This window comes from Streptomyces sp. NPDC059255, assembly GCF_042752355.1.
GTDB lineage: Bacteria > Actinomycetota > Actinomycetes > Streptomycetales > Streptomycetaceae > Streptomyces.
In genome coordinates this window covers 78,048-102,064 of the sequence record NZ_JBHYZP010000011.1, presented here as the reverse complement: position 1 = coordinate 102,064, position 24,017 = coordinate 78,048, and the positions used below count along the sequence as shown (strand labels likewise).

Below are 24,017 nucleotides of genomic sequence, written 5' to 3'. Positions count from 1 at the left end.
GACGGTGCGTCACCCGGGCGGCGGGGCAGCGCAGGACAGGACCGGGCGGCCGTGGTCGGCTGGGTGGGTGCCGACGCCGCCGAACCCCCTCCTCCCCGAGAGCGCCCGGCGCCTCGCCGCGTGGTGCGGGGTGGCGCTGCTGGTCTCGGGGGTCGGGGCCGTCGCGATCTGGCTGTGCGTCACCTTCAAGACGGCCGTCACCCCCGTTCTGCTCGCCCTGCTCGGCACCGCCCTGCTCGGCCCCCTCTACCGCCGGCTCGTCGCGATGCGGCTGAACGCGTCGCTCGCCGCCGGCCTGACCTGCGTCGCCATCGTGGGCGTGGTCGGCGGCGCCGCGTACATCGTCGTCAGCGCGCTCGTCGACACCGGGGACCAGATCGTCGCCTCGCTGCGCCAGGCCGGCGAGCAGATCAGCAGGCACTTCGGCGGGGCCGCCGGGACCTCGCTCGCGGATCTGGCGAAGAACGCCAAGGACCTCATCGGGAAGTTCGGCGCCACCGCGGCCTCCGGTGTCCTCACCGGGATCAGCGTCGTCGGGGAGCTGATCGCCACCGCGGTCCTCGCGCTGCTGCTGGTCTTCTTCTTCCTGCGGGACGCGTCCCGCGCCGCCCGCGCTCTGCGGGCGTTCGCCCCGGGCACGGGCGGGCGGGCCCTGGAGGCGATGGCGCGCCGCGCCTTCGGGGCCGTCCAGGGCTTCATGCGCGGGACGACCCTGATCGCGCTCATCGACGCGGTCTGCATCACCGTCGGCCTGCTGATCCTGCGGGTGCCCGGCGCGGTCGGGCTGGGGGCGCTGGTCTTCGTCGGCGCGTACATCCCGTACCTCGGCGCCGCGCTCTCCGGTGCCGTCGCCGTGCTGGTCGCCGTCGTCGACCGGGGGTGGGTGATCGGGCTGTGGGCGCTCGGGGTGGTGCTCGCCGTGCAGGTGCTGGAGGGGCATCTGCTCCAGCCGATGATCCAGAGCCGTACGGTGCAGATGCATCCCGCCGTGGTGATGCTGGCGATCACGGCGGGCGCGAGCGTCGCCGGGATTCTGGGCATGCTGCTCGCCGTACCGTTGACGGCCGCCGCGTTCGGGGTCCTCTCCGAGGTGCGGGAACGTTACGCCGCGGGCTCCTCCGCGCGGCCTCCGCCGACCGGGCCGTCCGCGCCGTCCGCGCCGTCTTCGTAGAGCTCGAACCAGATGCACTTCCCCTCGCCCTGCGGGTCGACCCCCCACGCGTCCGCCAGGATCTCCATCAGCACCAGCCCCCGCCCGCTGGACGCCAGCTCGCCGGGGCGTCTGCGGTGCGGCGGGTCGTCGCTGGTGTCCGAGACCTCGACGCGCAGCCGGCGCGCTCCGCGCTCGCCCCGCGCCTCCGTCACCAGCAGCGCGTCACCGTCCGTGTGGACGAGCACGTTGGTCAGTATCTCGGAGACCATCAGCTCCGCCGCGTCGACCTGCTCGGCGTCCGCCCAGTCGTGCAGCAGGTCACGGAGCTGGCGCCGGGCGCCCGCGATCCGCTCCGGTTCCGCCTGCGCGATGGTCAGCGCGGTCCTGCGGGTGGGCGTCCTGGCGGTACGGGAGGACGCCGCCCGGTCCCGGGCGAGCAGCAGGAGCGCGATGTCGTCCTCGCGGCGGTCGGCGAGCGGCCCGGTCGTGTGGTGCGAGGTCGGGCCGTGCACGGCCTGCACCAGCGCGTCGGCCAGCCGCTCCAGCTCCGTGGCGCCGTCGGCCACCGTGGCGCCGTCGGCCACCGTGGCGCCGTCGGTCACCGTGGCGCCGTCCGCCACCGTGGCGTCGGGGTTGTCGGACCGCTGCTCCAGGACCGGGCGCAGCCGCGCCCACCCCGTCGCGAGGTCGTGCCCGCCCGTCTCGATCAGCCCGTCCGTGCAGAGCATCAGCAGCTCCCCGGGGCCGAGCTGGAGCCGGGTCGTCGGATAGTCGGAGTCGGCCTCGATCCCGAGCGGCAGCCCGCCCGCGGTCTGTCGGACGACGGCGGTGCCGTCGGCCGTGCGGATCACCGGGTCCGGGTGGCCGGCGCGGGCGATGTCGAGGGTGCCCGTCTCCGGGTCGACCTCCAGATAGAGGCAGGTCGCGAAGCGCGGCCCGGCCAGGGCGTCGGGGACGCCGCCGTATTCCGCGTCCCCCGGGAAGAGCCCGGCCGGTCCGCCCGGTCCGCCCGGTCCGCCGGCCGTGCCGTGCGGAGGGCCGCCGCCGTCCGGCCCCGAGTAGTACTGGAGCCCGGCCAGGAAGCGGGAGGCCCGGGAGAGCACCGCGTCGGGGCCGTGCCCCTCCGCGGCGTATGCCCGCAGCGCGATCCTGAGCTGTCCCATCAGCCCGGCCGCATGCACGTCATGGCCCTGCACATCCCCGATGACCAGGGCGAACCGTCCGCCCGACCGGTTGTCGCGCCGTCCGTCCGGCAGCGGGATCATGTCGTACCAGTCGCCGCCCACCTGGAGGCCGCCGCCGGTCGGCACGTACCGCGCCGTGATCGTCATCCCCGGGATGTCCGGTCCCAGCCGCGGCATCATCGAGCGCTGGAGGCCGATCGACAGCTCGCGCTCGGACTCGGTGGCCTCGGCGCGGGCCAGGGCCTGCGCCAGCATGCGCGCGACCGTCGTCAGTACGGAGCGCTCGTCCGGCGAGAAGACGACAGGGTGTTTGAAGGCCGCCATCCACGTGCCGAGGGTGCGGCCCGCCACGATCAGCGGGATGAACGCCCAGGAGCGGCGGCCGAAGCGCCGCACGTACTGCCAGGTGGCGGGGTACCGGTCCGCGTACGACTCCGGTGTCGGCAGATAGATGGCGCGGCCGGTCCTGATGACCTCGGCGGCGGGATAGTCGGTGTCGAGCGACATCTCCTCGAACGGGACCACGGCCGCGGCGTCGTGCCCGTGGTGCCCGATGATCCGCAGCCGCCGGCCCGAGGGACCGCCGGAGGGGCTGCCGGAGACGCCGAAGACCGCGAGCCCCTCCGGCGAGAAACCGGGCATGGAGAGGGACGCGGCGACCCGCAGGACCTCGGTGGTGGAGCGCGCCTCGGCCAGCGCCCGCCCCGCGTCCAGCAGGAACGCCTCGCGGGAGCGGCGCCAGTCGCCGGTGATCGAGCTGCCGCCGGCGGTGCCGGGGCGCGGCTCGGTGACCTCCTGGACCGTACCCAACAGTTCGAGTTCCTCGGCACCGCCGGGGCGGCCGGTGACGACGGGCTTGGCCCGGCTCCGTACCGTACGGACCACCCGGCTCCGGCCGTCCACGACGCGCAGCCGGACCTCGGCGGGGGTGGACTCGGCGACGGCGAGGCGTACGACGCCCTCGATCTCGTTCCAGTCGACGGGGTGGAGGCGGGCGCGGACCGCGGCCCTCGTGGTCTTCAGGGGCTCCGCGGGCCAGCCGAAGAGCCGGGCGGCCTCGGCGTCGAGGGTGACCGCCCCGGACGCGAGGTCCCAGCGCCACAGGCCGGTCCCGATCGCGGCCAGGACATCCTCGGTTCGCATTGTCCCACTTTATGAATATGTGCGGAGCGAACGCCACTGAGGGCGGTGTCGGACACGGGCGGTAGCCTGTTATGGCCCAGCGGGTTTTTCCGAACCGGTTTTCCCGAACCGTTTCGGCCAAACCGGTTTGGCCAACCGGTGGCGCCCGGCGCATCATGCGCATGTCTCCCGCATGCGTCGCGCACGCCACGGGGGTCCCGCTCCGCCTCTGCCCACTCCGACTGCCAAGACTGGATGAAACGACGATGCACCGGTACAGGTCCCACACCTGCGGCGAGCTCCGCGCCTCCGACGTCGGCGCCGACGTCCGGCTGAGCGGCTGGCTGCACAATCGCCGAGACCTGGGCGGCATCCTCTTCATCGATCTCCGTGACCACTACGGTCTGGTGCAGCTCGTCGCCCGCCCGGGCACGCCCGCCAACGACGAGCTGTCGAAGCTCACGAAGGAGACCGTCGTCCGTATCGACGGCAGGGTCTCCGCGCGCGGCGCCGAGAACGTGAACCCGGAGCTGCCGACCGGCGAGATCGAGATCGAGGTCTCCGAGGTCGAGATCCTCGGCGCGGCCGGGCCGCTGCCGTTCACGGTCAACGCGGAGGACGGGGTCAACGAGGAGCGGCGCCTGGAGTACCGCTTCCTCGACCTGCGCCGCGAGCGCATGCACCGCAACATCCTGCTGCGCACGGCCGTGGTCTCCGCGATCCGGCACAAGATGACCGCCCTCGGCTTCAACGAGATGGCGACGCCGATCCTCACCGCGACGTCCCCCGAGGGCGCCCGCGACTTCGTCGTCCCCTCGCGGCTGAACCCGGGCAAGTTCTACGCGCTGCCCCAGGCGCCGCAGCAGTTCAAGCAGCTCCTGATGATCTCGGGCTTCGACCGCTACTTCCAGATCGCGCCCTGCTTCCGCGACGAGGACGCGCGCGCGGACCGGTCGCCGGGCGAGTTCTACCAGCTCGACGTCGAGATGAGCTTCGTCGAGCAGGAGGACGTCTTCCGGCCGATCGAGAAGCTGATGACGGAGCTGTTCGAGGAGTTCGGCGGCGGCCGTCATGTCACCTCGCCGTTCCCGCGCATCCCGTTCCGCGAGTCGATGCTGAAGTACGGCAACGACAAGCCCGACCTGCGGGCCAACCTCGAACTGGTCGACATCTCGGACGTCTTCGAGGGCTCCGAGTTCAAGGCGTTCGCGGGCAAGCACGTACGGGCCCTGCCGGTGCCGGACACGGCCGGGCAGTCGCGGAAGTTCTTCGACGGCCTCGGTGCGTACGCGGTCGAGCACGGCGCGAAGGGCCTGGCCTGGGTCCGGGTCGGCGAGGACGGGACGCTGGCGGGCCCGATCGCCAAGTTCCTGACGGAGACGGACGTCAAGGTCCTCACGGAGCGGCTGTCGCTGGTCCCGGGACACGCGGTCTTCTTCGGCGCGGGCGCCTTCGACGAGGTCTCCAAGATCATGGGCGCGGTACGGGTCGAGGCCGCGAAGCGCGCCGGCCACTTCGACGAGGGCGTCTTCCGGTTCTGCTGGATCGTCGACTTCCCGATGTACGAGAAGGACGAGGAGACCGGGAAGATCGACTTCTCGCACAACCCGTTCTCGATGCCCCAGGGCGGCCTGGACGACCTGGAGTCGAAGGACCCGCTGGACATTCTGGCGTGGCAGTACGACATCGTCTGCAACGGCATCGAACTGTCGTCCGGCGCGATTCGCAACCACGAACCGGAGCTGATGCTCAAGGCGTTCGAGATCGCGGGCTACGACCGGGAGACGGTGGAGCACGAGTTCGCGGGCATGCTCAAGGCATTCCGCCTCGGCGCCCCGCCGCACGGCGGCATCGCCCCGGGCGTGGACCGGATCGTCATGCTGCTGGCGGACGAGCCGAACATCCGCGAGACGATCGCCTTCCCGCTCAACGGCAACGCGCAGGATCTGATGATGGGCGCGCCGACGCAGCTGGACGAGACGCGGCTGCGCGAGCTGAACATCGCGCTGCGCAAGCCGGTGGCGAAGTCGGGCGGTACGTCCGAGAAGCGGGCGGAGTAGCCGCCCCGGGGCCCGCGCCGTTCGGTGTTGCGCCCGCATCCACCCCTGCTGTTTCCGGGGGTGGATGCGGGCGTTTCCGTTGCGGGGGACCGGGAGGGTACGGGCGGTTACTTGCGCAGCAGCAGGGTCAGGCCCGCCACCGCCAGGCCGAGGAGCACCGCCGACGCGCCGTAGGCCAGGCGGTGTGCCTTGAGGACGGGGAGGAAGCGGTCGGCGGCGAGTCGGCCGGGGCCGGTGAGGGCCAGGGCGGCGGCGCCGGCGGTGAGCAGGAGCTCGTACTCGATCCCGGCCGGGGCGAAGAAGGCGCCGGTGCCCTTGACTGCGATGGCGTTGACCATGGTGCCGACCACGGCGGCGCCCATCAGCGGGGTGAGCAGGCCGACGGCCAGGCCGAGGCCGCCGAGGGTCTCGGTCAACCCGGCGACCACGGCGAACGCCTTGCCGGACGGGTAGCCGCTCATCGTGAAGAACGCGCCGGTGCCGTCCAGGCCGCCGCCGCCGAACCAGCCGAACAGCTTCTGGCTGCCGTGTGCGGCCATCGTCAGGCCCAGGACGACGCGGAGCAGCAGCAGGCCGACGTCGTAGGCGTGGGGCGTGGAGGCGTGGACCCGGTCGCCGGGGGCGGCGCCGGCGCCGGCGCCGGACAGCGGGGCGAGGGTGCGGGTGGAGGTGGGGGAGGACATGAGCGCGTTCTCTCCTGGGGTGAAGGGGGAGGGGGCCGCTTCTGCGGGGCCGCTTCGATGGGGCCGCTTCGGTGAGGCCGCTTCTGCGGGGCCGCTTCGGTGGGGCCGTTCCGTTCTGTGGCCGGCTCCGGGGAGCCCTGTGGCCATTCCTTGAAAGTTGAAGCAATGGCGCGGTTTCGACCGTACACATTGATTTGAATTTCAACAACCGGGGCCTAGGATGAGGCCATGGACGACCCCCGCTGGCTGGACGAGCACGAGCTGGCCGCGTGGCGCGGTTTCATCACCGCCGCCACCCTCCTGGAGCGCCGCCTCGACCAGCAGCTCAAGGAGGAGGCGGGCCTCTCCCACGCGCAGTACGAGATCCTGGTGCGGCTCTCGGAGGCGCCCGGCGGCGAACTGCGTATGACAGGGCTGGCGGATCTCCTGCTCACCTCCAAGAGCGGCCTCACCTATCAGGTCGGACAACTGGAGAAGGCCGGTCTCGTCCGCCGCCGCTCCTGCCCCTCCGACGTGCGCGGCGTCTTCGCCGTTCTCACCGACGCGGGCCGCGAGCGGCTGCGCGCGGCGGCCCCCGGGCATGTCGCGCTCGTCCGCGAACTGTTCATCGACGTCCTCGACGGCGACCAACTCGCCGCCCTCGCCGGGAGCCTCGGCACGGTCGGCCGGCGGCTGCGCGAGGGCGAGCGGGGCCGCTGAGCCTTCGATCGGAGACCGGAGACAACCCGATCGGTCTTCCGGCGCGTTCCACCGGCGTGAGGGATCGAAAAGGATGCGCGGCGGCGCTGCCCGCGGCACGGGACCGGTCGGGTGAATCACCGCCTCCGCCGAAGTCCCGTGCGACGCGGGCGACGCGCCGGGGACCGGGCGGAGGACGTCCGTACGATGATCACCGGCGCAGACTTCGGTGCAGGAAGCGCATCCGCCCCTCCTGCCTTCCCCGGCAATACGGAATGAGAGGCCCGTACATGTCTGTGCGCCCGACACGCGCCGTCCGCGCTCTTCGCAGGCTTCGCGGAGGACCGCGGCTGGTCGCCGCGCTGCTGGCGACCGGTCTGCTGCTCACCGGCTGCGCGGACGGCGACGGCGTGCGCGACGCGGGCCGGGCGGACACGGCGGACAAGGCCGGCACCCCCTCCGGTCGCGGCGCCGGCGCCGCTTCCGCCTCGGATTCCGACGCCGCCGCCGCGCGCAACGGCGAGGACACCGGCGCCGGCCCGGGCGCGTCCGGGCCGCTGGAGGCGCGCGGCGCCCGGGCCCGGGTGATCCCCGGCCTCGGCCCGGAGACCCGCGCCGAGATCCCCCCGGGGACGACCCAGGCCGTGGTCGTGACCGGTATCAACCGCGACTCCAACCTCTCCTCCGTCGTCGTCTACGAGCGCGACCCGGTCACCGGCTGGGAGCGCGTCACCGACGCCTGGCCCGCGCACAACGCGCTGGAGGGGTGGACCGACGACCACAACCAGGGCGATCTGCGCTCGCCCATCGGGGTGTACGGGCTGACCGACGCGGGCGGCCGGCTGGCCGATCCGGGGACGCGGCTCCCGTACGACCGGGGACCGGCCTTCTCGGTCTCGGGCACCGGGTTCGAGGGCGAGCCGCTCGAAGGCTCCTTCGACTACGTCGTCGCGATCAACTACAACCGCAGGCCGGGCAGCACCCCGCTCGACTGGACCCGGCCGCTCGGCGGCGACAAGGGCGGCGGCATCTGGATCCATGTGGACCACGGCGGCCCCACCCAGGCGTGCGTCTCCGTGCCGCGCGAGCGGATGAAGGAGCTGCTGCGCACGCTGGACCCGGCGAAGCGGCCGGTCGTGGTGATGGGCGACGAGGACTCCCTGGGCCGATGAGTCCCTGACGTTCACGGACCGGTGAGCCCCTGATGTTCGCGGGCCGATGAGCCCGACGGCCCTGCCCGCTCCTCCGAGTCCCCGGGCACTCCCGGTTGATCCGTCGCTCACAGCCCGCACCCAGGTCGCTGCCAGCTTGGCTCCCTAGTGTCCCGTGACATGACAGAGACCCAAGTGCCTTTGGAGAAACGGGACATGATGCGCCGCAGAGCAGTACTCGCGGGCGGCGCGGCCATTGCCGCCACCGGCATAGCGGCCGCGGCCGTCACCACGGCGTCGGCGGGCGAGGACACGGCAGCCTCGTCCACGGGCGCCAAGAACGGCACCGGGAACGGCGCCACGGCGACCGGCGCCGGCGAGGAGTGCTACCGGCTCACCTCGCAGACCACCGAGGGCCCGTACTACATCGACGCCGACAAGATCAGGAAGGACATCACCGAGGGCAAGGAGGGCATCCCCATGACCCTCCGCCTCAAGGCGATCGACTCGGACACCTGCAAGCCGCTGCGCGGCGCGGCCGTCGACATCTGGCACTGCGACGCGCTGGGCCTCTACTCCGGTTACGAGTCCGCCTCCACCGGCGGCGGTGGCGGCGGCACCCCGCCCACCGACGCCCCGACCGACGCCCCCACGGACACGCCCACCGGGACACCCCCGACCGGCGGCCCCGGCGGTGGCGGCGGCGGTCACGAGGAGCCCACCGACGACAAGCGGTACCTGCGCGGCACCTGGCTCACCGACAAGAACGGCTTCGTCGAGTTCAAGACGGTCTTCCCGGGCTGGTACCGGGGCCGCGCCGTGCACATCCACACCAAGGTGCACGTCGGCGGCAGGATGACCGACGCCGGGTACGAGGGCGGGCACACCTGCCACACCGGCCAGTTCTTCTTCGAGGAGGCCGCGGTCCTCGACTCGGCGAAGATCGCGCCGTACTCGACCAGCACGACCGAGCGCACCACGCTCACCGAGGACACCATCTACGACCAGAGCGGCGTCCAGGGCGGGCTGCTGAAGCTCTCGTACCGCAAGAACGACATGGCGCGCGGTGTCGTCGGCTCCCTCACCATGGGCGTCGACCCGGACGAGACCCACGACGGCACCGATCTCTGATCCGTCGTCCCTCTCCCGGTGATCCGATCCATGGGCAGGGCCCGGGACCAGGCACGTCAGCCTGGTTCCGGGCCCTGCCCCATGAACGTGTGGACGGCGCTACGCCGGCTGCTCCTCCAGACGCGGGAAGAGCACCGCGCCCTTCGTCACCGTCGCGCCCGCGGGCAGCAGGCCCCACGTGGCCGCGTCCTGGACCCGCTGGTCGGCGAGCGCGCCCAGCGCGTCGTCCGCGCCGAGCGAGTCCCACAGCTTCTGCGAGGTCTCCGGCATCACCGCGTTGAGCAGGACGGCGATCGCCCGCAGCGACTCGGAGGCCGTGTAGAGGATCGTCGCGAGCCGCGCCCGGCCCTCCGCCGAGTCGTCCTTGGCGACCTTCCACGGCTCCTGCTCGGTCAGATAGCCGTTGACCTGCTTCACGAAGTCGAAGACCGCCGCGATCCCGCCCGCGAAGTCCAGCTCCTCGCCGATCTTCCGGTCCGCCTCGGCGACCGCCTTCACCAGCCCGTCCCGTACGGCCTGCTCCGCGTCGCCCGGGGCGGCGTCGGCCGGCAGCGAGCCGCCGAAGTACTTGCCGACCATGGCCGCGACGCGCGAGGCGAGGTTGCCGTAGTCGTTCGCCAGCTCGGAGGTGTAGCGGGCGGTGAAGTCCTCCCAGGAGAACGAGCCGTCCTGCCCGAAGGCGATGGCCCGCAGGAAGTACCAGCGGTACGCGTCGACGCCGAAGTGCGAGGTCAGGTCCTGCGGCTTGATGCCGGTCAGATTCGACTTCGACATCTTCTCGCCGCCGACCATCAGCCAGCCGTTGGCGGCGACCCGGCCGGGCACGGGGAGCCCCTGCGCCATCAGCATGGCGGGCCAGATGATCGCGTGGAAGCGCAGGATGTCCTTGCCGACCAGGTGGACGTCGGCCGGGAACGTGGCGTCGAACTTCTCCTGGTTCGCGCCGTAGCCGACCGCCGTCGCGTAGTTCAGCAGCGCGTCGACCCAGACGTAGATGACGTGCTTCTCGTCCCACGGCACCGGGACGCCCCAGTCGAAGGTCGAGCGCGAGATCGACAGGTCCTGAAGGCCCTGCTTGACGAAGTTCACGACCTCGTTGCGGGCGGACTCGGGCTGGACGAAGCCGGGGTTGGCCTCGTAGTGCGCGAGGAGCTTCGGACCGTACTCACTGAGCTTGAAGAAGTAGTTCTCCTCCTTGAGGATCTCCACCGGCGTCTTGTGAATCGAGCACAGCTTGACGCCGTTCTCGTCCTCGATCAGCTCGGCGGAGAGTTTGTACTCCTCGCAGCCCACGCAGTACGGGCCCTCGTAGCCGCCCTTGTAGATCTCGTCCTTGTCGTACAGGTCCTGCACGAACTCCTGCACACGGGCCGTGTGCCGCTCCTCCGTCGTCCGGATGAAGTCGTCGTTCGCGATGTTCAGGTGCTCCCAGAGGGGCTTCCACGCCTCCTCGACGAGCTTGTCGCACCACTCCTGCGGGGTGACCCCGTTCGCGTCGGCGGTGCGCATGATCTTCTGACCGTGCTCGTCCGTGCCGGTGAGGAACCACACCTTCTCGCCGCGCTGGCGGTGCCAGCGGGAGAGCACGTCGCCTGCGACGGTCGTGTAGGCGTGGCCCAGGTGAGGAGCGTCGTTGACGTAGTAAATGGGGGTGGTGACGTAGTACGCCTTCCCACCCTGCTCTTCGGATCCAGTGGCCGCCATGCTCGAAATGGTATCGGCCCGGAAGCGGTGCCTTCACATCGATAAATGACGGTAGCTACCCGGTGGAGACCTCCGGGAAACAGGTGCCGCGATATACAGGCACATCCTGGGAGGGAATGGGCATCATGTACGAGGCGGGACAGCGGATGAGGGACGGGACGGGGACAAGGGCGGGGACAAGGACGGGGACGAATACCGGGTCAGGTCCGGGGTCGGAGTCAGGTCCGAGGTCAGGGCCAGGTCCGGGATCAGGTCCGGGATCGGGTCCGGGGTCAGGTCCGGCGCCGGGGTCGGGGCCGGGGAGAGAGACAGGGGACGACAGCATGCGGGTACTGGTCGCCGAGGACGAGGAGGTCCTGGCCGAGCTGGTGGCCACCGGGCTGCGCCGGGCGGGCTTCGCCGTCGACACCGTCTACAGCGGGGACGCCGCCCTCGCCTATCTGGGCCTGCACGACTACGACGTCGTCGTGCTCGACCGCGACCTGCCCCGCGTCCACGGCGACGACGTGGCGCGCAGGCTCGTCGCCGAGTCCTCCCGTACGCGCATCCTGATGCTCACCGCGTCCGCCTCCCTGGAGGACCGCGTCGAAGGGCTCGACCTGGGCGCCGACGACTATCTCGGCAAGCCCTTCGACTTCCCCGAGCTGGTCTCCCGGGTCCGCGCCCTGCGGCGGCGCAGCGCCAGGCCCGTACCGCCGCAGCTGGAGAAGTACGGGGTGCGGCTCGACTCCGTGCGGCGGACCGCGTCGCGGGACGGGGTGGCGCTGGATCTCTCGCCCAAGGAGTTCTCCGTACTCCAGATCCTGCTGGAGGCGGACGGGGCGCCCGTCTCGGCCGAGGAACTGCTGGAGCGCGCGTGGGACGCGCACGCCGATCCCTTCACCGGGGCGGTACGGGTCTGCCTGAGCAAGCTGCGGTCGAAGCTGGGGGACCCGCCGCTGATCCGTACGGTGCAGGGCGCGGGGTACGCGCTGTGAGCCCCTGGCCGATACGTCAGGGCGGCGCCCGCCTGCTCCGGCCGCTCGCCGGCTCCACCATCCGTACGCGCATCGCGCTCGTCTACGGCGGTGTCTTCCTCGTCCTCGGCGGCTGTCTGCTGACCATCGTCAACCTGCTGGCCGGCGCCGGAACACAGATGGAGGCCGAGGAGATCGCCGCCCGGGTGGCGCCGGCCCAGGTGGCGCCCGCGGTCCAGCCGGAGTCCGTGACGCGTCTGATCGGCGAGCAGCAGATCGCGCCCGTCACCGTCAACCAGGTCGCCGACAACGTCACGAACGCGGCCTCCGACGAGATGGTGTTCTGGTCGGTCGTCGCGCTGCTGATCATGGCGGCGTGCGCGGTGGGCGTGGGGTGGTGGACGGCGGGCCGGGTGCTGCGGCCCGTGCACGCGATGACGGCGAAGGCCCGCAGGCTCTCCGAGCGCAATCTGCACGAGCGGATCAGGGCGCGCGGCCCGAACGACGAACTCAAGGAGTTGAGCGACACCCTGGACGCCCTGCTGGCCCGGCTCCAGAAGGCGTTCGACAGCCAGCGCCGCTTCATCGCCAACGCCTCGCACGAGCTGCGCACCCCGCTGGCGACGCAGCGCACCGCGATCCAGGTCGGGCTGGACGACCTCTGCTCGCCGGACGAACTGGCGCGTACGAAGGAGACCCTGCTCGACAACAACCGGCGCAGCGAGAAGCTCATCGAGGGACTGCTGGTGCTGGCGCGCAGCGAGCGCGAGGTGGACGACCTGGAGCCGGTCGACCTCGGCGAGGCGGTGGCGGAGGAGACGGTGCGGTGCGGGGGCGCCGTGTCGCTGACGGTCAAGGACGCCGAGACGGTGCAGGGCAACCGGCTGCTGCTCGGCCAGCTCGTGGGGAACCTGCTGGCCAACGCCGTCACGTACAACGTGCCGGGCGGGACGGTGGACGTGGAGGTGACCGGCGCGGTGCTCGTGGTGCGGAACACGGGGCCGGAGGTCGCAGCGGCGGATGTGCCCGCGCTGTTCGAACCGTTCCGGCGGGGCGAGGGCCGCGACCGGATGGGGCGGGGCGCGGGGCTCGGGCTCTCGATCGTCCGCTCGATCGCGGAGGCGCACGGCGGGACGGTGGACGCGGTGCCGGGCGGCGACGGCGGGGGGCTGGTGGTGACAGTGACGCTGCCGGTGCGGTCGTCGGCGGTGCGGTCGTCGGCCTCCGTCGGGCAGTCCGTGCCGGCGTAGGGGCCGACGTAGGCGTCGGCGTCGGTGTCGGTGTAGGCGTCGGTGTCGGCGGCTGCGCCGGTGCTTGCGTCGGCGCTCGCGTTGGTGCTTGTGCCGGCACCGACGCCGGATGGGCGGGGAAAGCGCCCGTCCGGCGCCTGGGCGAGCGGCCGGCGGTGGGGGCCGGGGCCCTCAGACTCCGCTCTCGGGGTGCCAGTCGGCGAGCAGCCCGCGGTAGAACGCCGCGTCGGGCAGGTCGCGCGGGACCGGGCCCGCGTGGAAGAAGCCGACGTTGGCGGTGGCCGCGTCCGCGCCGAGCTTCCGCGCGAAGTCGAACGCCTTGGAGTCCTCCTCGCCGAACGCCACGAACTGCCAGAACACCGGCAGCTTCGCGGCCTCGGCGAACGCCTGCTCGGCGGCGCGTACGAGGCTGGGCGCGCCGTCCGTCTGGAAGATCACCAGCGCGGGCCCGTCGGCGCCGGACTTCTCGTAGTGCGAGACGACCTCTTCGACGGCGCGGTGGTAGTTCGTACGCCCCATGCGGCCGAGGGAGCCGTTCAGTTCGTCGATCTTCCCCTCGTACGCGTCGAGCCCGATCTCGCCGGTCCCGTCGATCTCCGTCGAGAAGAACACGACGGGGACGGTCGCGCCCTCGTCCAGGTGCGCGGAGAGCGCGAGGGCCTGCTCACCGAGGTGCTGGGCGCTGCCGTCCTTGAAGTACGGCCGCATGGAACCGGACCGGTCGAGGACCAGGTAGACGGTGGCGCGACGCCCGGTCAGCCCGTACTTCTTGAGCGCGGCACCGGCGGCCTTGTAGCGCTCGGAGAGTCCGGGTGCGCGGGACTTGACGCGGGCGAGGGCGAGGGCGGGGCGGGCCGCGGTGTCGGATGCGGTGTCGGCGTCGTCCTCGGCGTCGCCCTCCGTGTCGGTGTCGGGGGTGGCCTCGGGAGTGATCTCCGCCGCGAGGGGCTCAACCTCGTTGGAAGGGAGGGGAGTTGACTCCGGCGCGGGCTCCGGCGAGGGGGTGGGCTCGGGTGCCGACTCCGGCTCGGGAGCGGCCTCGGTCACGGGCGCGGCAGCGGCTACCGGCTCGGGCACGGCTGCGGGCTCGGTCACGGGTTCCGGCGTGGGCGTGGGCGCGGCTGCGGGCTCGGTGGCCGGCTCGGGCGTGGCCACGGCTGCGGGCTCGGTCACCGCTGCGGGCTCGGTCACGGGTTCCGGCTCGGCCTTCGCGGTCGGGGCGGGCTCCGGCGTGGGCTCGGCCTTGGGCTCCGCCTCGGTCTCGGGGCCGGTCCGGGGCTCGGTCTCGGGGCCGGTCTCCGGCTCTGCCTTCGCGTCTGCCTTCGCGTCCGCCTTCGCTTCCGGGGCGGGCTCGGTCACCGCTGCGGGCTTCGCTTCGGCCTCCGGCTTCGACTCCGGCTCCGGGGTCTTCTCGGACTCCGGCTCGGCTTCCGGCTCGGGCTTGGCCTCCGGCTTCAGTTCCGGTTCGGCGGACGCCTGCGCCGGGACGGTCGGGACCACCGGTGCCGACGGGGTCTCCTGAGTGGTCGTCAGCGGCTCGTCCGCCGAGCGTGTGCGCGACGCCTGGGCCGGCACGCTGCGCTCCGGCTCGCTCGGGCGGGCGTTGTCGAACGCCGCGGCCACCAGATCCGCGGCCCCGGCACCCGCTCCCGCCCCGGCACCCGCCGTCGCCGGCGACTTCCGCGCGGGCGCCGACTTCTCCGTACGGTCGGCCTGGGAGGGCACCGAGACGGACGCCGGCACCGATGCCGAACCGGACGCCGCATCGGCATCGGAGCCCGAGGCTGTCGAGGTCGAGGCAGAAGTAGAGGCAGAAGTCGCGGCAGAAGTCGCGGCAGAAGTAGAGGTGGATGCCGGGGGCGCGTCGGACGCCGCCTCCGGGGCCGATTCCGTAACAGGGGCCGACCCGTTGCGCTCCTCCGCACGGTCGCGTCCGAACACCTTGCGCAGCAAGCTCCGAATGCCCATGGGCGAGCCTTTCAGATGAGTTGGGTGCGGTGTCCGCCACCGGGAAAACGCGCATTCCTGGCCAGGGCGGATACGTAAGGTTAGCGGCCGCCCCGGGCGATCTACGGCAGGGGCGGTGCACGTAACGGGCAGAAGGGTAGCGGCGTGGCCTCCACGGCGCCCCGCGTTCGCCTGCGCGCCGGACATTACTCTCCCCCGACCACCCGGTCGATGTGGATTCATGTTCCGTTCATCTTCCGGCCGCCGTGCTGCCGGTGCCCGCGCCTAGCGTCGGCCGCCGAGTCATCCCGACAGCCTGTCGGCGCGGTGCGCGCCGAACCATCACCGGAGGCGTACGTGCGCAAGCTGCTCCCGTTGCTCAGCTCCCCCTCATCCCCTCATCCCGGCGGCCGTTCCGCCCTGACCTGCCGTTACCGCTGCGGCGACGCGTGCTTCCACGAGGTGCCCAACAAGAGCGACAACGAGTACGTCGGTGATGTCATCGCCGGTGCCCTGTCGAGACGTTCGATGATGCGCGCCGCCGCCGTCGTCACGGTCGCGGGCGCCGCGGGCAGCGCGCTCGCCCTCGGTGGCCCCGGTGGTTCCTCCGCCTCCGCCGCCCCCGTCGTCGGCAACGGCCACGGCAACGCCGGTACGGGCGGCGGCTCCGCCACCGCCGACGGCGCCCGCGGCCTGCGCTTCCAGGCCGTCGCGCCCAACACCGCCGACAAGGTGACCATCCCCGCCGGTCACAGCCAGAACGTCGTCATCCGCTGGGGCGACCCGATCCTGCGCGGCGCGCCCGCCTTCGACCCCGACAAGCAGACGGCGAAGGCCCAGGCCGGTCAGTTCGGCTACAACAACGACTTCCTGAGCCTGCTGCCCCTGACCGAGAAGGGCGAGAAGGGCCGGCAGCTCCTCGTGGCCAACCACGAGTACACGGACGAGATCCTGATGTTCAAGGGATACGACCCGGCCAAGCCGACCCGCGAGCAGGTCGAGATCGCCTGGGCGGCCCACGGCCTCTCCGTCGTCGTGGTCGAGGAGGACCGCAAGAGCGGCAAGCTCACCGCCGTCACCCGCCATCAGCTCAACCGCCGGATCACCGTGAAGAGCGAGTTCCGCCTCACCGGTCCGGCCGCCGGCAGCGACCTGCTGCGCACCTCCGCGGACCGCACGGGCAGCAAGGTGTACGGCACGCTCAACAACTGCGCCGGCGGCACCACTCCGTGGGGCACCACGCTGCACGGCGAGGAGAACTTCAACCAGTACTTCGCCAACGGTTCCAGCCCGACCGACCTGCGGTACGGGATCGGCACCGGCGCGTCCGAGCGCAAGTGGGAGCTCTTCGACAAGCGCTTCGACCTCAAGCAGGAGCCCAACGAGGCGCACCGCTTCGGCTGGGTCGTCGAGCTGGACCCGTACGACCCGGACTCTACGCCCCGCAAGCGCACCGCCCTCGGCCGCTTCAAGCACGAGGCCGCGCAGCCCCGGCTCACCGCCGACGGCCGGCCCGTCGTCTACATGGGCGACGACGAGCGCTTCGACTACCTCTACAAGTTCGTCTCCTCGAAGAAGATGAAGAAGGGCGGCGGGCGCGCCGCCCACGAGCACAACCTCACGCTGCTCGACGAGGGCACGCTGTACGTCGCGAAGCTGACCGGCGACAGCCCGGCGGGCGAGATCGACGGCACGGGCAAGCTGCCGAACGACGGCGAGTTCGACGGTTCCGGCGTCTGGATCCCGCTGGCCACCGGCGATGTCTCGCACGTCCCGGGCATGTCCGCCGACGAGGTGTACGTCTTCACGCGCCTCGCGGGCGACAAGGTCGGCGCCACGAAGATGGACCGTCCCGAGGACGTCGAGCCGTCCCCGCGCACGGGCCGCGTCTATGTCGCGCTGACGAACAACACCGACCGCGGCAAGGCGAGCAAGGCCGGTCCCGACGAGGCCAACCCGCGCAACGCCAACAAGCACGGCCACATCCTGGAGCTGGCGGAGAACTGGGACGACCCGGCGGGCGACGGCTTCGCCTGGCGGCTCTTCCTGGTCGCGGGCGACCCGAAGGACCCGGCGACGTACTTCGCGGGCTTCCCGAAGGACAAGGTCTCCCCGATCTCCTGCCCGGACAACGTCGCCTTCGACCCGCACGGCAACCTGTGGATCTCGACGGACGGCAACGCGCTCGGCAACCACGACGGGCTGTTCGGCGTCGCGACGCAGGGCGAGCGGCGCGGTGAGCTGAAGCAGTTCCTGACCATGCCGAACGGCGCGGAGACCTGTGGCCCGATCATCCAGGACCGCCGGGTCCTGGTCGCGGTCCAGCACCCGGGCGAGGTCGACGGCGCGTCGGTCGAGAAGCCGGCGAGCGCGTGGCCGGACGGCCCGGGCCGGATCGTCCGTCCGTCGGTGGTCTCGGTGTGGCGCAACGACGGCCGTGACATCGGCGTGTGACGCCGGTCGCGTGAGACACGTGTGACACCGGCCGCGTGCGACCCGTATGACGCCGGCCGCGTGAGACACGTATGACCAGGGGTGGCGCCGCTCGGACCGGCGCCACCCCTTCCGCGTGCCGGGCCGGGCTACCCTCGGGGTATGGCTTCTGAGGCTTCCGGTACGGGGACGGGGACAGGGCAGGACGAGGGAACGGCCCGGGTCGACACCTGGATCTGGTCCGTACGGCTCACCAAGACCCGCTCCCAGGCGGCCTCGGCCTGCCGCGCGGGCCATGTCCGCGTCAACGGCGAGCGGGTCAAGCCCGCGTACGCCCTGAAGCCGGGCGACGAGGTCCGCCTGCGCCACGCGGGCCGTGACCGGGTGGTCGTGGTCTCCCGTACGGTACGGAAACGGGTCGGCGCCCCGGTGGCGGTCGAGTGCTACGTCGACAACAGCCCCCCGCCCCCACCCCGCGAGCTGACCCCGTCGGTCCCGGTGCGCGACCGGGGCGCGGGCCGCCCGACGAAGCGGGACCGGCGGGAGATGGAGCGGTTGCAGGGGTTCGATCAGGGCCAGGCGCCGAAAAGTTCTTGATCGTACGGCGACGGCGCCCGTACGCCGCCGCCGGGCCCGGTGCCTGTCGTGAACTCCCGGGCGATCCGGGCGTGTTCGCGTCGTGACCCCGGCACTACAGTGAAACGGTGACCTCGCTGCCGGAAGACCCGCTGTCGCTGATCCGTGAGGACGACCGGGACGCGGCCGTGCGGCGCCTCCAGGACGCCTATGCCGAGGGGCACCTCTCGCACGAGGAGATGGACGAGCGGCTCGGCAGGGCGCTCACCGCCAGGACGCACGGCGAGCTGGTGTCGGCTCTGGCCTCGCTCCCGGCGGAGAACGCGGGCACCACGTCCACGATCGCCGTCGCCGGCGGACGGATCCGGCGGCGCGGCGCATGGCGGGTACCCCGGTTCCTCAAGGTCGAGTCCGCGTTCGGAAAGGTGCACCTGGACCTGTCCCGGGCGGTCTTCGACCATGCGGAGGTCGACATCGAGCTGCAACTCGGCACCGGCAGAGCGAAGATCACGGTGCCCCGCGACGCGACGGTCGACATCGAGGATCTGCGCACCGGGTGGAAGGACTCGCTCCACAGGGTCCCGCGGGGCCACCGCCCCGGCGTGCCCAGGATCCGGATCTCCGGGACGATGGGGTTCGGGCGGCTGAAGATCCGTCACGCGCGGCGCTGAGCTGACGAAGGCCCGGCGGGCGGGGCCCGGTGGGCGGCGGCCCGGTGGGTGAAGCTCCGGCGAAGGCGCCCGCGGCCGCGGCGAGGGCGGCGGTTCTGGCCGCACGGCCGGGCAGGCGCGGGTCGGGTGGCGTGCGCAGGAGCACCAGCTGGTGGTAGAGCGGCGCGGTGGCGGCGATGAGCAGCGGCCGGGCGTCGGTGCGCGGCGGGAGTTCGCCGCGCCGGACCGCCCGGCCGACGACGATCTCGCAACGGCCCCTCCACGTTCCCTTTCCCGATCATGGGCGGTTCCTGGTCCGGGCACTTCGACCTCATCACCGGTCTGCCCGGGCGGGGTGACACCGTGGTGGGCCATGACGTCTGGTTCGGCTACCGGACCATGGTGATGCCCGGCGTCCGCATCGGCCACGGGGCGATCATCGCCGCGGGCTCCGTCGTCGTCGACGACGTCCCCGACTACGGCGTCGTCGGCGGCAACCCCGCCCGTCTCATCCGCCGCCGCCACAGCGACGCGGACGTCAACCGCCTGCTGGCCGTGGCCTGGTGGGACTGGCCGCTCCAGCACCTCACCGAACACGTCCGCACGATCATGTCCGGCAGCATCGACGACCTGGAGAACGCGGCGCCGGCCGCACGGGCGACGCAGACATCCCCGTGAGCTTCTTGGGAGCGAGCTGTACGGCGGTACGGCGCTACGAGGCCGGGGCCGCGGCGGATCAGTCCGCCGTGGCTCGCACCGCGTCGTTCCAGGCGTGGGGGCTGCGGTAGTGATTCCTGTGCCCCGCCGCGAGTACGGACCGGAGCTCCGCGAGATGCGGGGTGTCCGCCGGGAGCCGCAGCCGGGCGAGGAGGGCCCGGGCGCCCGCCGGATCCAGGTCGCCGCGGACATCGTGGTAGCCGGCGAGCAGGCCCTTGAACAGCGGGCCGTGCAGGGCGGGGAGCCGTGCGGCGGCTTCGTACGCCGCCCGCTTCACCGGCCAGGGGACGGGGCCCGAGACGGCCAGGACGCGGCCGGCCCGGCGGAGCGGGGCCGCGGGTCCCTCCGCTCCCTCCGCCACGACGCGGTCGATGTCGTTCCCGAGCACCTCGGCGAAGGCGGTCGCCGCGGTGTCGGAGTCCTCGAACCAGTCGACCCAGAGCGAGTAGGTGACCGCCTCGGCGTCCCGGTCCGCCTCCAGTCCGCGGCGGTAACCCTCCCACAGCGCGTCGGCGGGCAGGGGGCCCTCCGGGCCCTGGTCCGCGGACCGGATCTCGTGGCTCACCCAGTACTCGCCGAGGAGATCCAGCAGCCCGAAGGCCAGCCGTACGCGCTCGGCCGCGTCCAGGGACCCGTCGGCGAGCAGCTGGCCCGCCCAGGCGAGCGCGACCTCGTGGCCGGTGAGCGGACGGTCCGGCGCCTCGGCGTCGAACCACCTGCCGGCGGCCTCCGTGATGCTCTGCTCCGTGATGCCCTGCTCGGCGAGCCAGCGCCGCGCGTCCTCCATGGCCCCGGACGGTAACGGATGAGGCCGCCCGTCGGCGAGGCGGGCGCCGGCCCGGGAATATTCCGGTCCCACGAACCACTCCTCCCTCTAGGATATTGATCATGTTCAAGTCAGGGGTGGGGTTCCTCGCGCTGTTCGGCCTCGGCTGGTGGTCCCTGGCCACCAGCGCGTTCGACGGCCCGGCGAGGCTGGTCGCGGTCGTGGCCGGCTGCGCCGTAACGGTGGGGCTGATGCTCGCCGCGCGACGTATTCTCCCCGCGTCGGCCGGGGGACCGTTCCCCGCCGACCGGCGCCGGCGGTTCCATCAGATCAACGGTCTCCAGTGGCTGCTGATCGTCGTCATCGCCCTGGTGTGCGCTCGCGCGGGGGTGCCGGTGCTCGTTCCTCCGCTGGTCGCGATGGTGGTCGGGCTGCACTTCCTCCCGCTCGCGACGGCGTTCGGGCAGCCCCGGCTGCGCGTGCCGGCGGCCCTGCTGGTCGCGGCCGGAGCAGCGGGCCTGGCCGTGTGGCTCGCGGACGGCCCGGACGAGACCGTCCGCCTCGCGGTGGGTCTCATCGCCGCGTTCAGCCTGTGGGGCATGGCCCTCTGGACGGTCATGGGGGCGGCATCCGCCGCCCGGCGCGGTGAGGGCGGGGAGAGCCGCGGGGTCACCAGTTGATGGCGAGGTCCATCGTCGACTGCCAGTAGGTGACCTTGAGGGAGTTGTCGATGTGGACGCCCTTGGAGGGCAGCGGGGGGTTGGCGCCCTTGCCGACGCTCGCGTTGCCGGAGCGGCCCTGGAAGTAGACGCCCAGGGACTTCTCGGTGCTGCCGTCGGCGCCGCTGCCGTCGCCGGCGGACAGGCTCACGGCGGCGTAGCCGGACTGGCCGGGCTCCAGGGTGACGACGGCCTGGGGCTGCGTGTCCTCGATGACCGGCGGTACGGACTGGGCCTCACCGAACTGGACGGCCGGGTAGCCGTACAGGAAGCAGGTGTTGCTGCCGGTGTTGGTGACCGTGAGGAGCAGGTGGTTCAGCGGGCGGCTCAGCGGAGTCGCGACGGTCTTGGTGACGGAGCCCTCACAGGTGACCGTCTTGCCGGAGGAGGCGGAGTCCTTCTGGTCGGGGGCCTCCGCGTTCGGCTGCGAGCCGCCGGTGTTCTGCTTCGCGTCACCGCCGGAGGAGCCGCTGCCGGAGGAGCCGCTGCCCGAGGAGCCGTTGGCGGAAGAGCTGCCGCCGGAGGAACTGCCGTCGGAGGAGCCGGAGGCGGACTCCTTCGACGCGTTCGCGCTCTCGTCGGCCGGGGCGGTCGCGGCGGAGTCCTTCGACGCGCCCTCGTCGGCCAGGCCCGTTCCGTCCTGGCACGCGGTCAGGGAGAACGCGGCGAGTGCGACGCTCGCGGCGACGGTCACGAGACGGGTGCGGGAGTTACGGATGCGGGACATGGTGCGGTTCCCCTTAGGCGTCGGGTGGGGTGCTGCTTGGATGACCAGAGCTTGTCCGGTCATCCGTCCCAGCCGCCACGGTCAGCGGGGAGTTCGGGATGGTGGAACGCTGAGAAGTGCCCTGAGCAGGGGAAACGCGGGGTCCCTGGAACGCGTGGATGGGACGGCGGAAGGGTCCGCGGCGCCGCTGCGGGAGCTGAGGGACCGCAGGGTACGGCGCACGAGGGCCCCGGGGCCGCCCGGGCCCCGGGGCCTCCGGTCTTCCAGGACCCTCGGTCTTCCAGGACCCTCGGTCTTCCAGGTCTCCGGTCCTCCGGGTCAGCGGACGTTCGCGGCGGCTTCCGCCACGAGCGCGTCCAGTACGTCGCCGGGGCTCGGCATCGCGGCGATCCGGTCCGCCGCGTCCCGCGCGGCGGTGCGGTACCGGCCGTCGGCCAGCAGTTCCGACAGGGACGAGGCCACCGTCGCGGCGCTGTCCGCGACGAGCGAGACGCCCGCGGCCTCCGTGCGCGCGGCGGTGAACGGCTGGTCGGCGCCCTGCGGCCAGAGGACCATGGGCACCCCGTGGCTGAGGGCCGCCAGGACGGTGCCCGAGCCGCCGACGCCGACCACCGCGTCCGCGCCGTCGAGCAGATCGTGGATCGGCGCGAAGGGGACGTACAGCGCCTCGCCCGCCCCGTTCACCGGACCGCCGCCGGCACCGTCCGCCGGCCCCGTTCCGGTCTTCAGGCCCTGCGAGATGCCGAAGCCCACGGTGACCAGGGCATTGGTGTTCTGCGAGGTGACGGCCTCCACCACCGTGTTGAGCAACTCCGCCTCGGAGAAGATGGTTCCGAGGGTGACGAGGACTCGGGGCCTGGCCGGATCCGCGAAGGCCGGCGGTGACCAGCTGCTGCCGGGGCGGCGGTGGGCCTCCGGGCGCATCGGCCAGTGGCGGACGGGGCTGGACCACTCGGGTACCTGGAGCAGCGGCGGGCAGGGGTCGATGTAACTGCGCGGCGGCGCCGGCCGCGCCCCGCGCGCGGCATAGCGAGGAGCCGCCTCCCGGGCCAGTGCCTCGGCGAACGGGGCGGGCATGGCGGGCCCGAGGCCCACCTCGTACCACTCGACGTTCAGCATCGCCGCCAGGAGAGGGCCGACGGTGTCGTACGCCTCGGCGACGACGACGTCCGGCTTCCAGCCGAACACGGCCGGCACCGCTTCCTCGACGGTCAGGTCGATCCTGCTCGCGGCGAAGATCTCGCCGACCTCGTCCGGCGAGGGGTTCATGACATCGTTGCCCACGCGCCGCGTCGCCTCGGCGAGGAGTTCCGCGGGCATGGGGCCGGCGGGCAGGAGTTCCACGGCCGGGGGCAGTTCCTCCGCCACCACCTGAGCCATTCCCCCACCGGTCAGCAGGGCCACCTGGTGACCGCGGTCCACTGCCGCACGGATCAGTGAGCCCATCGGTAAGAGGTGACCGTGTGCCGGCGTCGCGCTGAAGAGTATTCGCATCTGTGTTCCTCACTGTCGCTGTGGTGCCTGGTAATCCGATCCAACCTGAAACGGCGGACCGCTAACCGGGTTTGACGGAGGAGAGCTGTACGAGCAGGAGGACCAGCCGATAGGCGTCGGCGAAGTCGTCGACCGTGAAGGTGACCGTGCGGCCCCCGTCGCCGCCGGCGCGTGAGACGCCCGGGATGAGCGTCGCCAGGTCGACCGAGACCGGGCTGTAGAGGTCGACCTCGACGTCGAACGGTCCGGTCAGGGCCAGCGGCGGAACCGTCGCGCGCCGGGCGACGGCCTCGGCGGCGGCGCGGCGCAGCCGCTCCCGGGCCTCCTCGGGGTGCAGGGCGACGGCGGCGGCCTGGCCGAGGGACTGCTTGACGGGGACGGTGACCGCGGTGGGCAGAAGTTCGCGCAGTTCGGCGCAGGCGGTGTCGTCGCCGCTGAGGAGCACGACCGGCACGCCCAGGGTTCCGGCCAGGGCGGCGTTGAGGCCGATCTCGCCCAGGGGGAGTCCGGCGACGCGTACGTCGAGGATGTCGCCGCTCATGGTGTGCGCGAGGACGGCGGGCCCGACGCCGGCGCGGGCGTGGTAGCCGATGAACAGCACCGCGTCGGTGTCCTCGTCGATCCCGCCGAGCATGCCCAGGGCGCGCGGTTTGCCCCGTACGAGATGGGCCCGCCGGTCGAGTTCCTCCGGCAGCAGGTTGCGGTACGGGCCGTGCGCGTCGGCGACCCACACCACGGCGGTGGGTTCGGCGTCGAGGACACCGGCGATCACGGCGTTCGCCTCGGCCGTCATCAACGCCCGGCCGCGCTCGTAGTCGTAGCGGTCCGGATTCGTCTCGGCGGGGTGTACGACCCCCGAGATGCCCTCCATGTCAACGGATATCAGCACCTTCATAGTTCAAGAAGCCTAGGTGTC

The 24,017-nt window shown here is 72.3% G+C and carries 19 protein-coding genes and 2 pseudogenes; 12 read left to right on the top strand and 9 right to left on the bottom strand.

Annotated features, from left to right (window positions below; translation table 11 throughout):
* Positions 1-67 precede the first annotated feature (67 nt).
* On the top strand, positions 68-1,171 hold the full coding sequence (locus ACFXKG_RS16050; RefSeq protein ID WP_384838280.1) for an AI-2E family transporter: 1,104 nt from the start codon (positions 68-70) through the stop codon (positions 1,169-1,171).
* On the opposite strand, the gene ACFXKG_RS16045 is transcribed toward ACFXKG_RS16050, so the two are convergent.
* Entirely contained in the window at positions 1,102-3,480 is a 2,379-nt protein-coding gene (locus ACFXKG_RS16045) for a SpoIIE family protein phosphatase (protein WP_384838277.1), read from the bottom strand. The two genes, ACFXKG_RS16050 and ACFXKG_RS16045, sit on opposite strands and share 70 nt — an antisense overlap.
* Positions 3,481-3,725: 245 nt before the next feature.
* On the opposite strand from ACFXKG_RS16045, the gene aspS reads away from it, so the two are divergent.
* Positions 3,726-5,519 (top strand): aspartate--tRNA ligase, encoded by a 1,794-nt coding sequence (gene aspS, locus ACFXKG_RS16040; protein ID WP_384838274.1) that lies wholly within the window; start codon positions 3,726-3,728, stop codon positions 5,517-5,519.
* Between the two features lie 107 nt (positions 5,520-5,626).
* Here the strand turns inward: aspS and ACFXKG_RS16035 are convergent, their stop codons facing one another.
* Positions 5,627-6,202, bottom strand: coding sequence for a DoxX family membrane protein (locus ACFXKG_RS16035; RefSeq protein ID WP_384838271.1), 576 nt, complete (start codon positions 6,200-6,202; stop codon positions 5,627-5,629).
* 228 nt (positions 6,203-6,430) lie between these two features.
* Between ACFXKG_RS16035 and ACFXKG_RS16030 the strand changes: the two genes are divergently transcribed.
* From ACFXKG_RS16030 to ACFXKG_RS16020, 3 genes are all read left to right on the top strand, one after another.
* The gene (locus tag ACFXKG_RS16030; protein ID WP_384838268.1) at positions 6,431-6,901 is read left to right on the top strand and encodes a MarR family winged helix-turn-helix transcriptional regulator; all 471 of its coding nucleotides are present in this window, start codon (positions 6,431-6,433) and stop codon (positions 6,899-6,901) included.
* Positions 6,902-7,170: 269 nt separating this feature from the next.
* Entirely contained in the window at positions 7,171-8,052 is an 882-nt protein-coding gene (locus ACFXKG_RS16025) for a hypothetical protein (protein ID WP_384838265.1), read from the top strand.
* Positions 8,053-8,211: 159 nt separating this feature from the next.
* On the top strand, positions 8,212-9,162 hold the full coding sequence (locus ACFXKG_RS16020) for an intradiol ring-cleavage dioxygenase (RefSeq protein WP_384838262.1): 951 nt from the start codon (positions 8,212-8,214) through the stop codon (positions 9,160-9,162).
* Positions 9,163-9,261: 99 nt separating this feature from the next.
* Here ACFXKG_RS16020 and metG read toward each other — a convergent pair whose 3' ends face one another.
* Positions 9,262-10,866: a methionine--tRNA ligase gene (gene metG / locus ACFXKG_RS16015; protein ID WP_384838259.1), complete on the bottom strand. Its 1,605-nt coding sequence runs from the start codon at positions 10,864-10,866 to the stop codon at positions 9,262-9,264.
* 323 nt (positions 10,867-11,189) lie between these two features.
* On the opposite strand from metG, the gene ACFXKG_RS16010 reads away from it, so the two are divergent.
* Both ACFXKG_RS16010 and ACFXKG_RS16005 read left to right on the top strand, forming a co-directional pair.
* Complete coding sequence (locus tag ACFXKG_RS16010) at positions 11,190-11,843, top strand: response regulator transcription factor (RefSeq protein ID WP_384838256.1); 654 nt, start codon at positions 11,190-11,192, stop codon at positions 11,841-11,843.
* Positions 11,840-13,072 carry a sensor histidine kinase gene (locus ACFXKG_RS16005; protein WP_384838252.1) on the top strand — a complete coding sequence of 411 codons (1,233 nt, stop codon included), beginning with the start codon at positions 11,840-11,842 and terminating at the stop codon, positions 13,070-13,072. Before ACFXKG_RS16010 ends, ACFXKG_RS16005 begins: the two co-directional genes overlap by 4 nt.
* A 171-nt stretch (positions 13,073-13,243) precedes the next feature.
* On the opposite strand, the gene ACFXKG_RS16000 is transcribed toward ACFXKG_RS16005, so the two are convergent.
* Positions 13,244-15,040: a VWA domain-containing protein gene (locus tag ACFXKG_RS16000; RefSeq protein ID WP_384838249.1), complete on the bottom strand. Its 1,797-nt coding sequence runs from the start codon at positions 15,038-15,040 to the stop codon at positions 13,244-13,246.
* Between the two features lie 336 nt (positions 15,041-15,376).
* Between ACFXKG_RS16000 and ACFXKG_RS15995 the strand changes: the two genes are divergently transcribed.
* The 3 genes from ACFXKG_RS15995 to ACFXKG_RS15985 all read left to right on the top strand — a co-directional run bounded on the left by ACFXKG_RS15995 (position 15,377) and on the right by ACFXKG_RS15985 (position 18,699).
* Complete coding sequence (locus ACFXKG_RS15995) at positions 15,377-17,473, top strand: PhoX family protein (RefSeq protein WP_384838246.1); 2,097 nt, start codon at positions 15,377-15,379, stop codon at positions 17,471-17,473.
* 141 nt (positions 17,474-17,614) lie between these two features.
* The gene (locus tag ACFXKG_RS15990) at positions 17,615-18,049 is read left to right on the top strand and encodes an RNA-binding S4 domain-containing protein (protein WP_384838243.1); all 435 of its coding nucleotides are present in this window, start codon (positions 17,615-17,617) and stop codon (positions 18,047-18,049) included.
* Positions 18,050-18,156: 107 nt separating this feature from the next.
* Positions 18,157-18,699: a DUF1707 domain-containing protein gene (locus ACFXKG_RS15985; protein ID WP_384838240.1), complete on the top strand. Its 543-nt coding sequence runs from the start codon at positions 18,157-18,159 to the stop codon at positions 18,697-18,699.
* Between the two features lie 46 nt (positions 18,700-18,745).
* Here ACFXKG_RS15985 and ACFXKG_RS15980 read toward each other — a convergent pair.
* Positions 18,746-18,952, bottom strand: a pseudogene (locus tag ACFXKG_RS15980) (TetR-like C-terminal domain-containing protein); the annotation flags it as partial.
* On the opposite strand from ACFXKG_RS15980, the pseudogene ACFXKG_RS15975 reads away from it, so the two are divergent.
* Positions 18,889-19,356, top strand: a pseudogene (locus ACFXKG_RS15975) (CatB-related O-acetyltransferase); the annotation flags it as partial. The pseudogenes ACFXKG_RS15980 and ACFXKG_RS15975 overlap by 64 nt on opposite strands.
* A 58-nt stretch (positions 19,357-19,414) precedes the next feature.
* Here ACFXKG_RS15975 and ACFXKG_RS15970 read toward each other — a convergent pair.
* Positions 19,415-20,182, bottom strand: a complete 768-nt coding sequence (locus tag ACFXKG_RS15970; protein WP_384838237.1) for a hypothetical protein — start codon at positions 20,180-20,182, stop codon at positions 19,415-19,417.
* A gap of 101 nt (positions 20,183-20,283) precedes the next feature.
* Here ACFXKG_RS15970 and ACFXKG_RS15965 point away from each other — a divergent pair, with 101 nt between their 5' ends.
* Positions 20,284-20,841 (top strand): hypothetical protein, encoded by a 558-nt coding sequence (locus tag ACFXKG_RS15965; RefSeq protein ID WP_384838234.1) that lies wholly within the window; start codon positions 20,284-20,286, stop codon positions 20,839-20,841.
* Here the strand turns inward: ACFXKG_RS15965 and ACFXKG_RS15960 are convergent.
* From ACFXKG_RS15960 to ACFXKG_RS15950, 3 genes are all read right to left on the bottom strand, one after another.
* Positions 20,831-21,607 (bottom strand): DUF4232 domain-containing protein, encoded by a 777-nt coding sequence (locus tag ACFXKG_RS15960; RefSeq protein WP_384838231.1) that lies wholly within the window; start codon positions 21,605-21,607, stop codon positions 20,831-20,833. The two genes, ACFXKG_RS15965 and ACFXKG_RS15960, sit on opposite strands and share 11 nt — an antisense overlap.
* Before the next feature lie 318 nt (positions 21,608-21,925).
* Positions 21,926-23,053: a nucleotide disphospho-sugar-binding domain-containing protein gene (locus ACFXKG_RS15955; RefSeq protein WP_384838227.1), complete on the bottom strand. Its 1,128-nt coding sequence runs from the start codon at positions 23,051-23,053 to the stop codon at positions 21,926-21,928.
* A 109-nt stretch (positions 23,054-23,162) separates the two neighbouring features.
* Complete coding sequence (locus ACFXKG_RS15950; protein ID WP_384838224.1) at positions 23,163-23,996, bottom strand: M55 family metallopeptidase; 834 nt, start codon at positions 23,994-23,996, stop codon at positions 23,163-23,165.
* Positions 23,997-24,017: the final 21 nt, after the last annotated feature.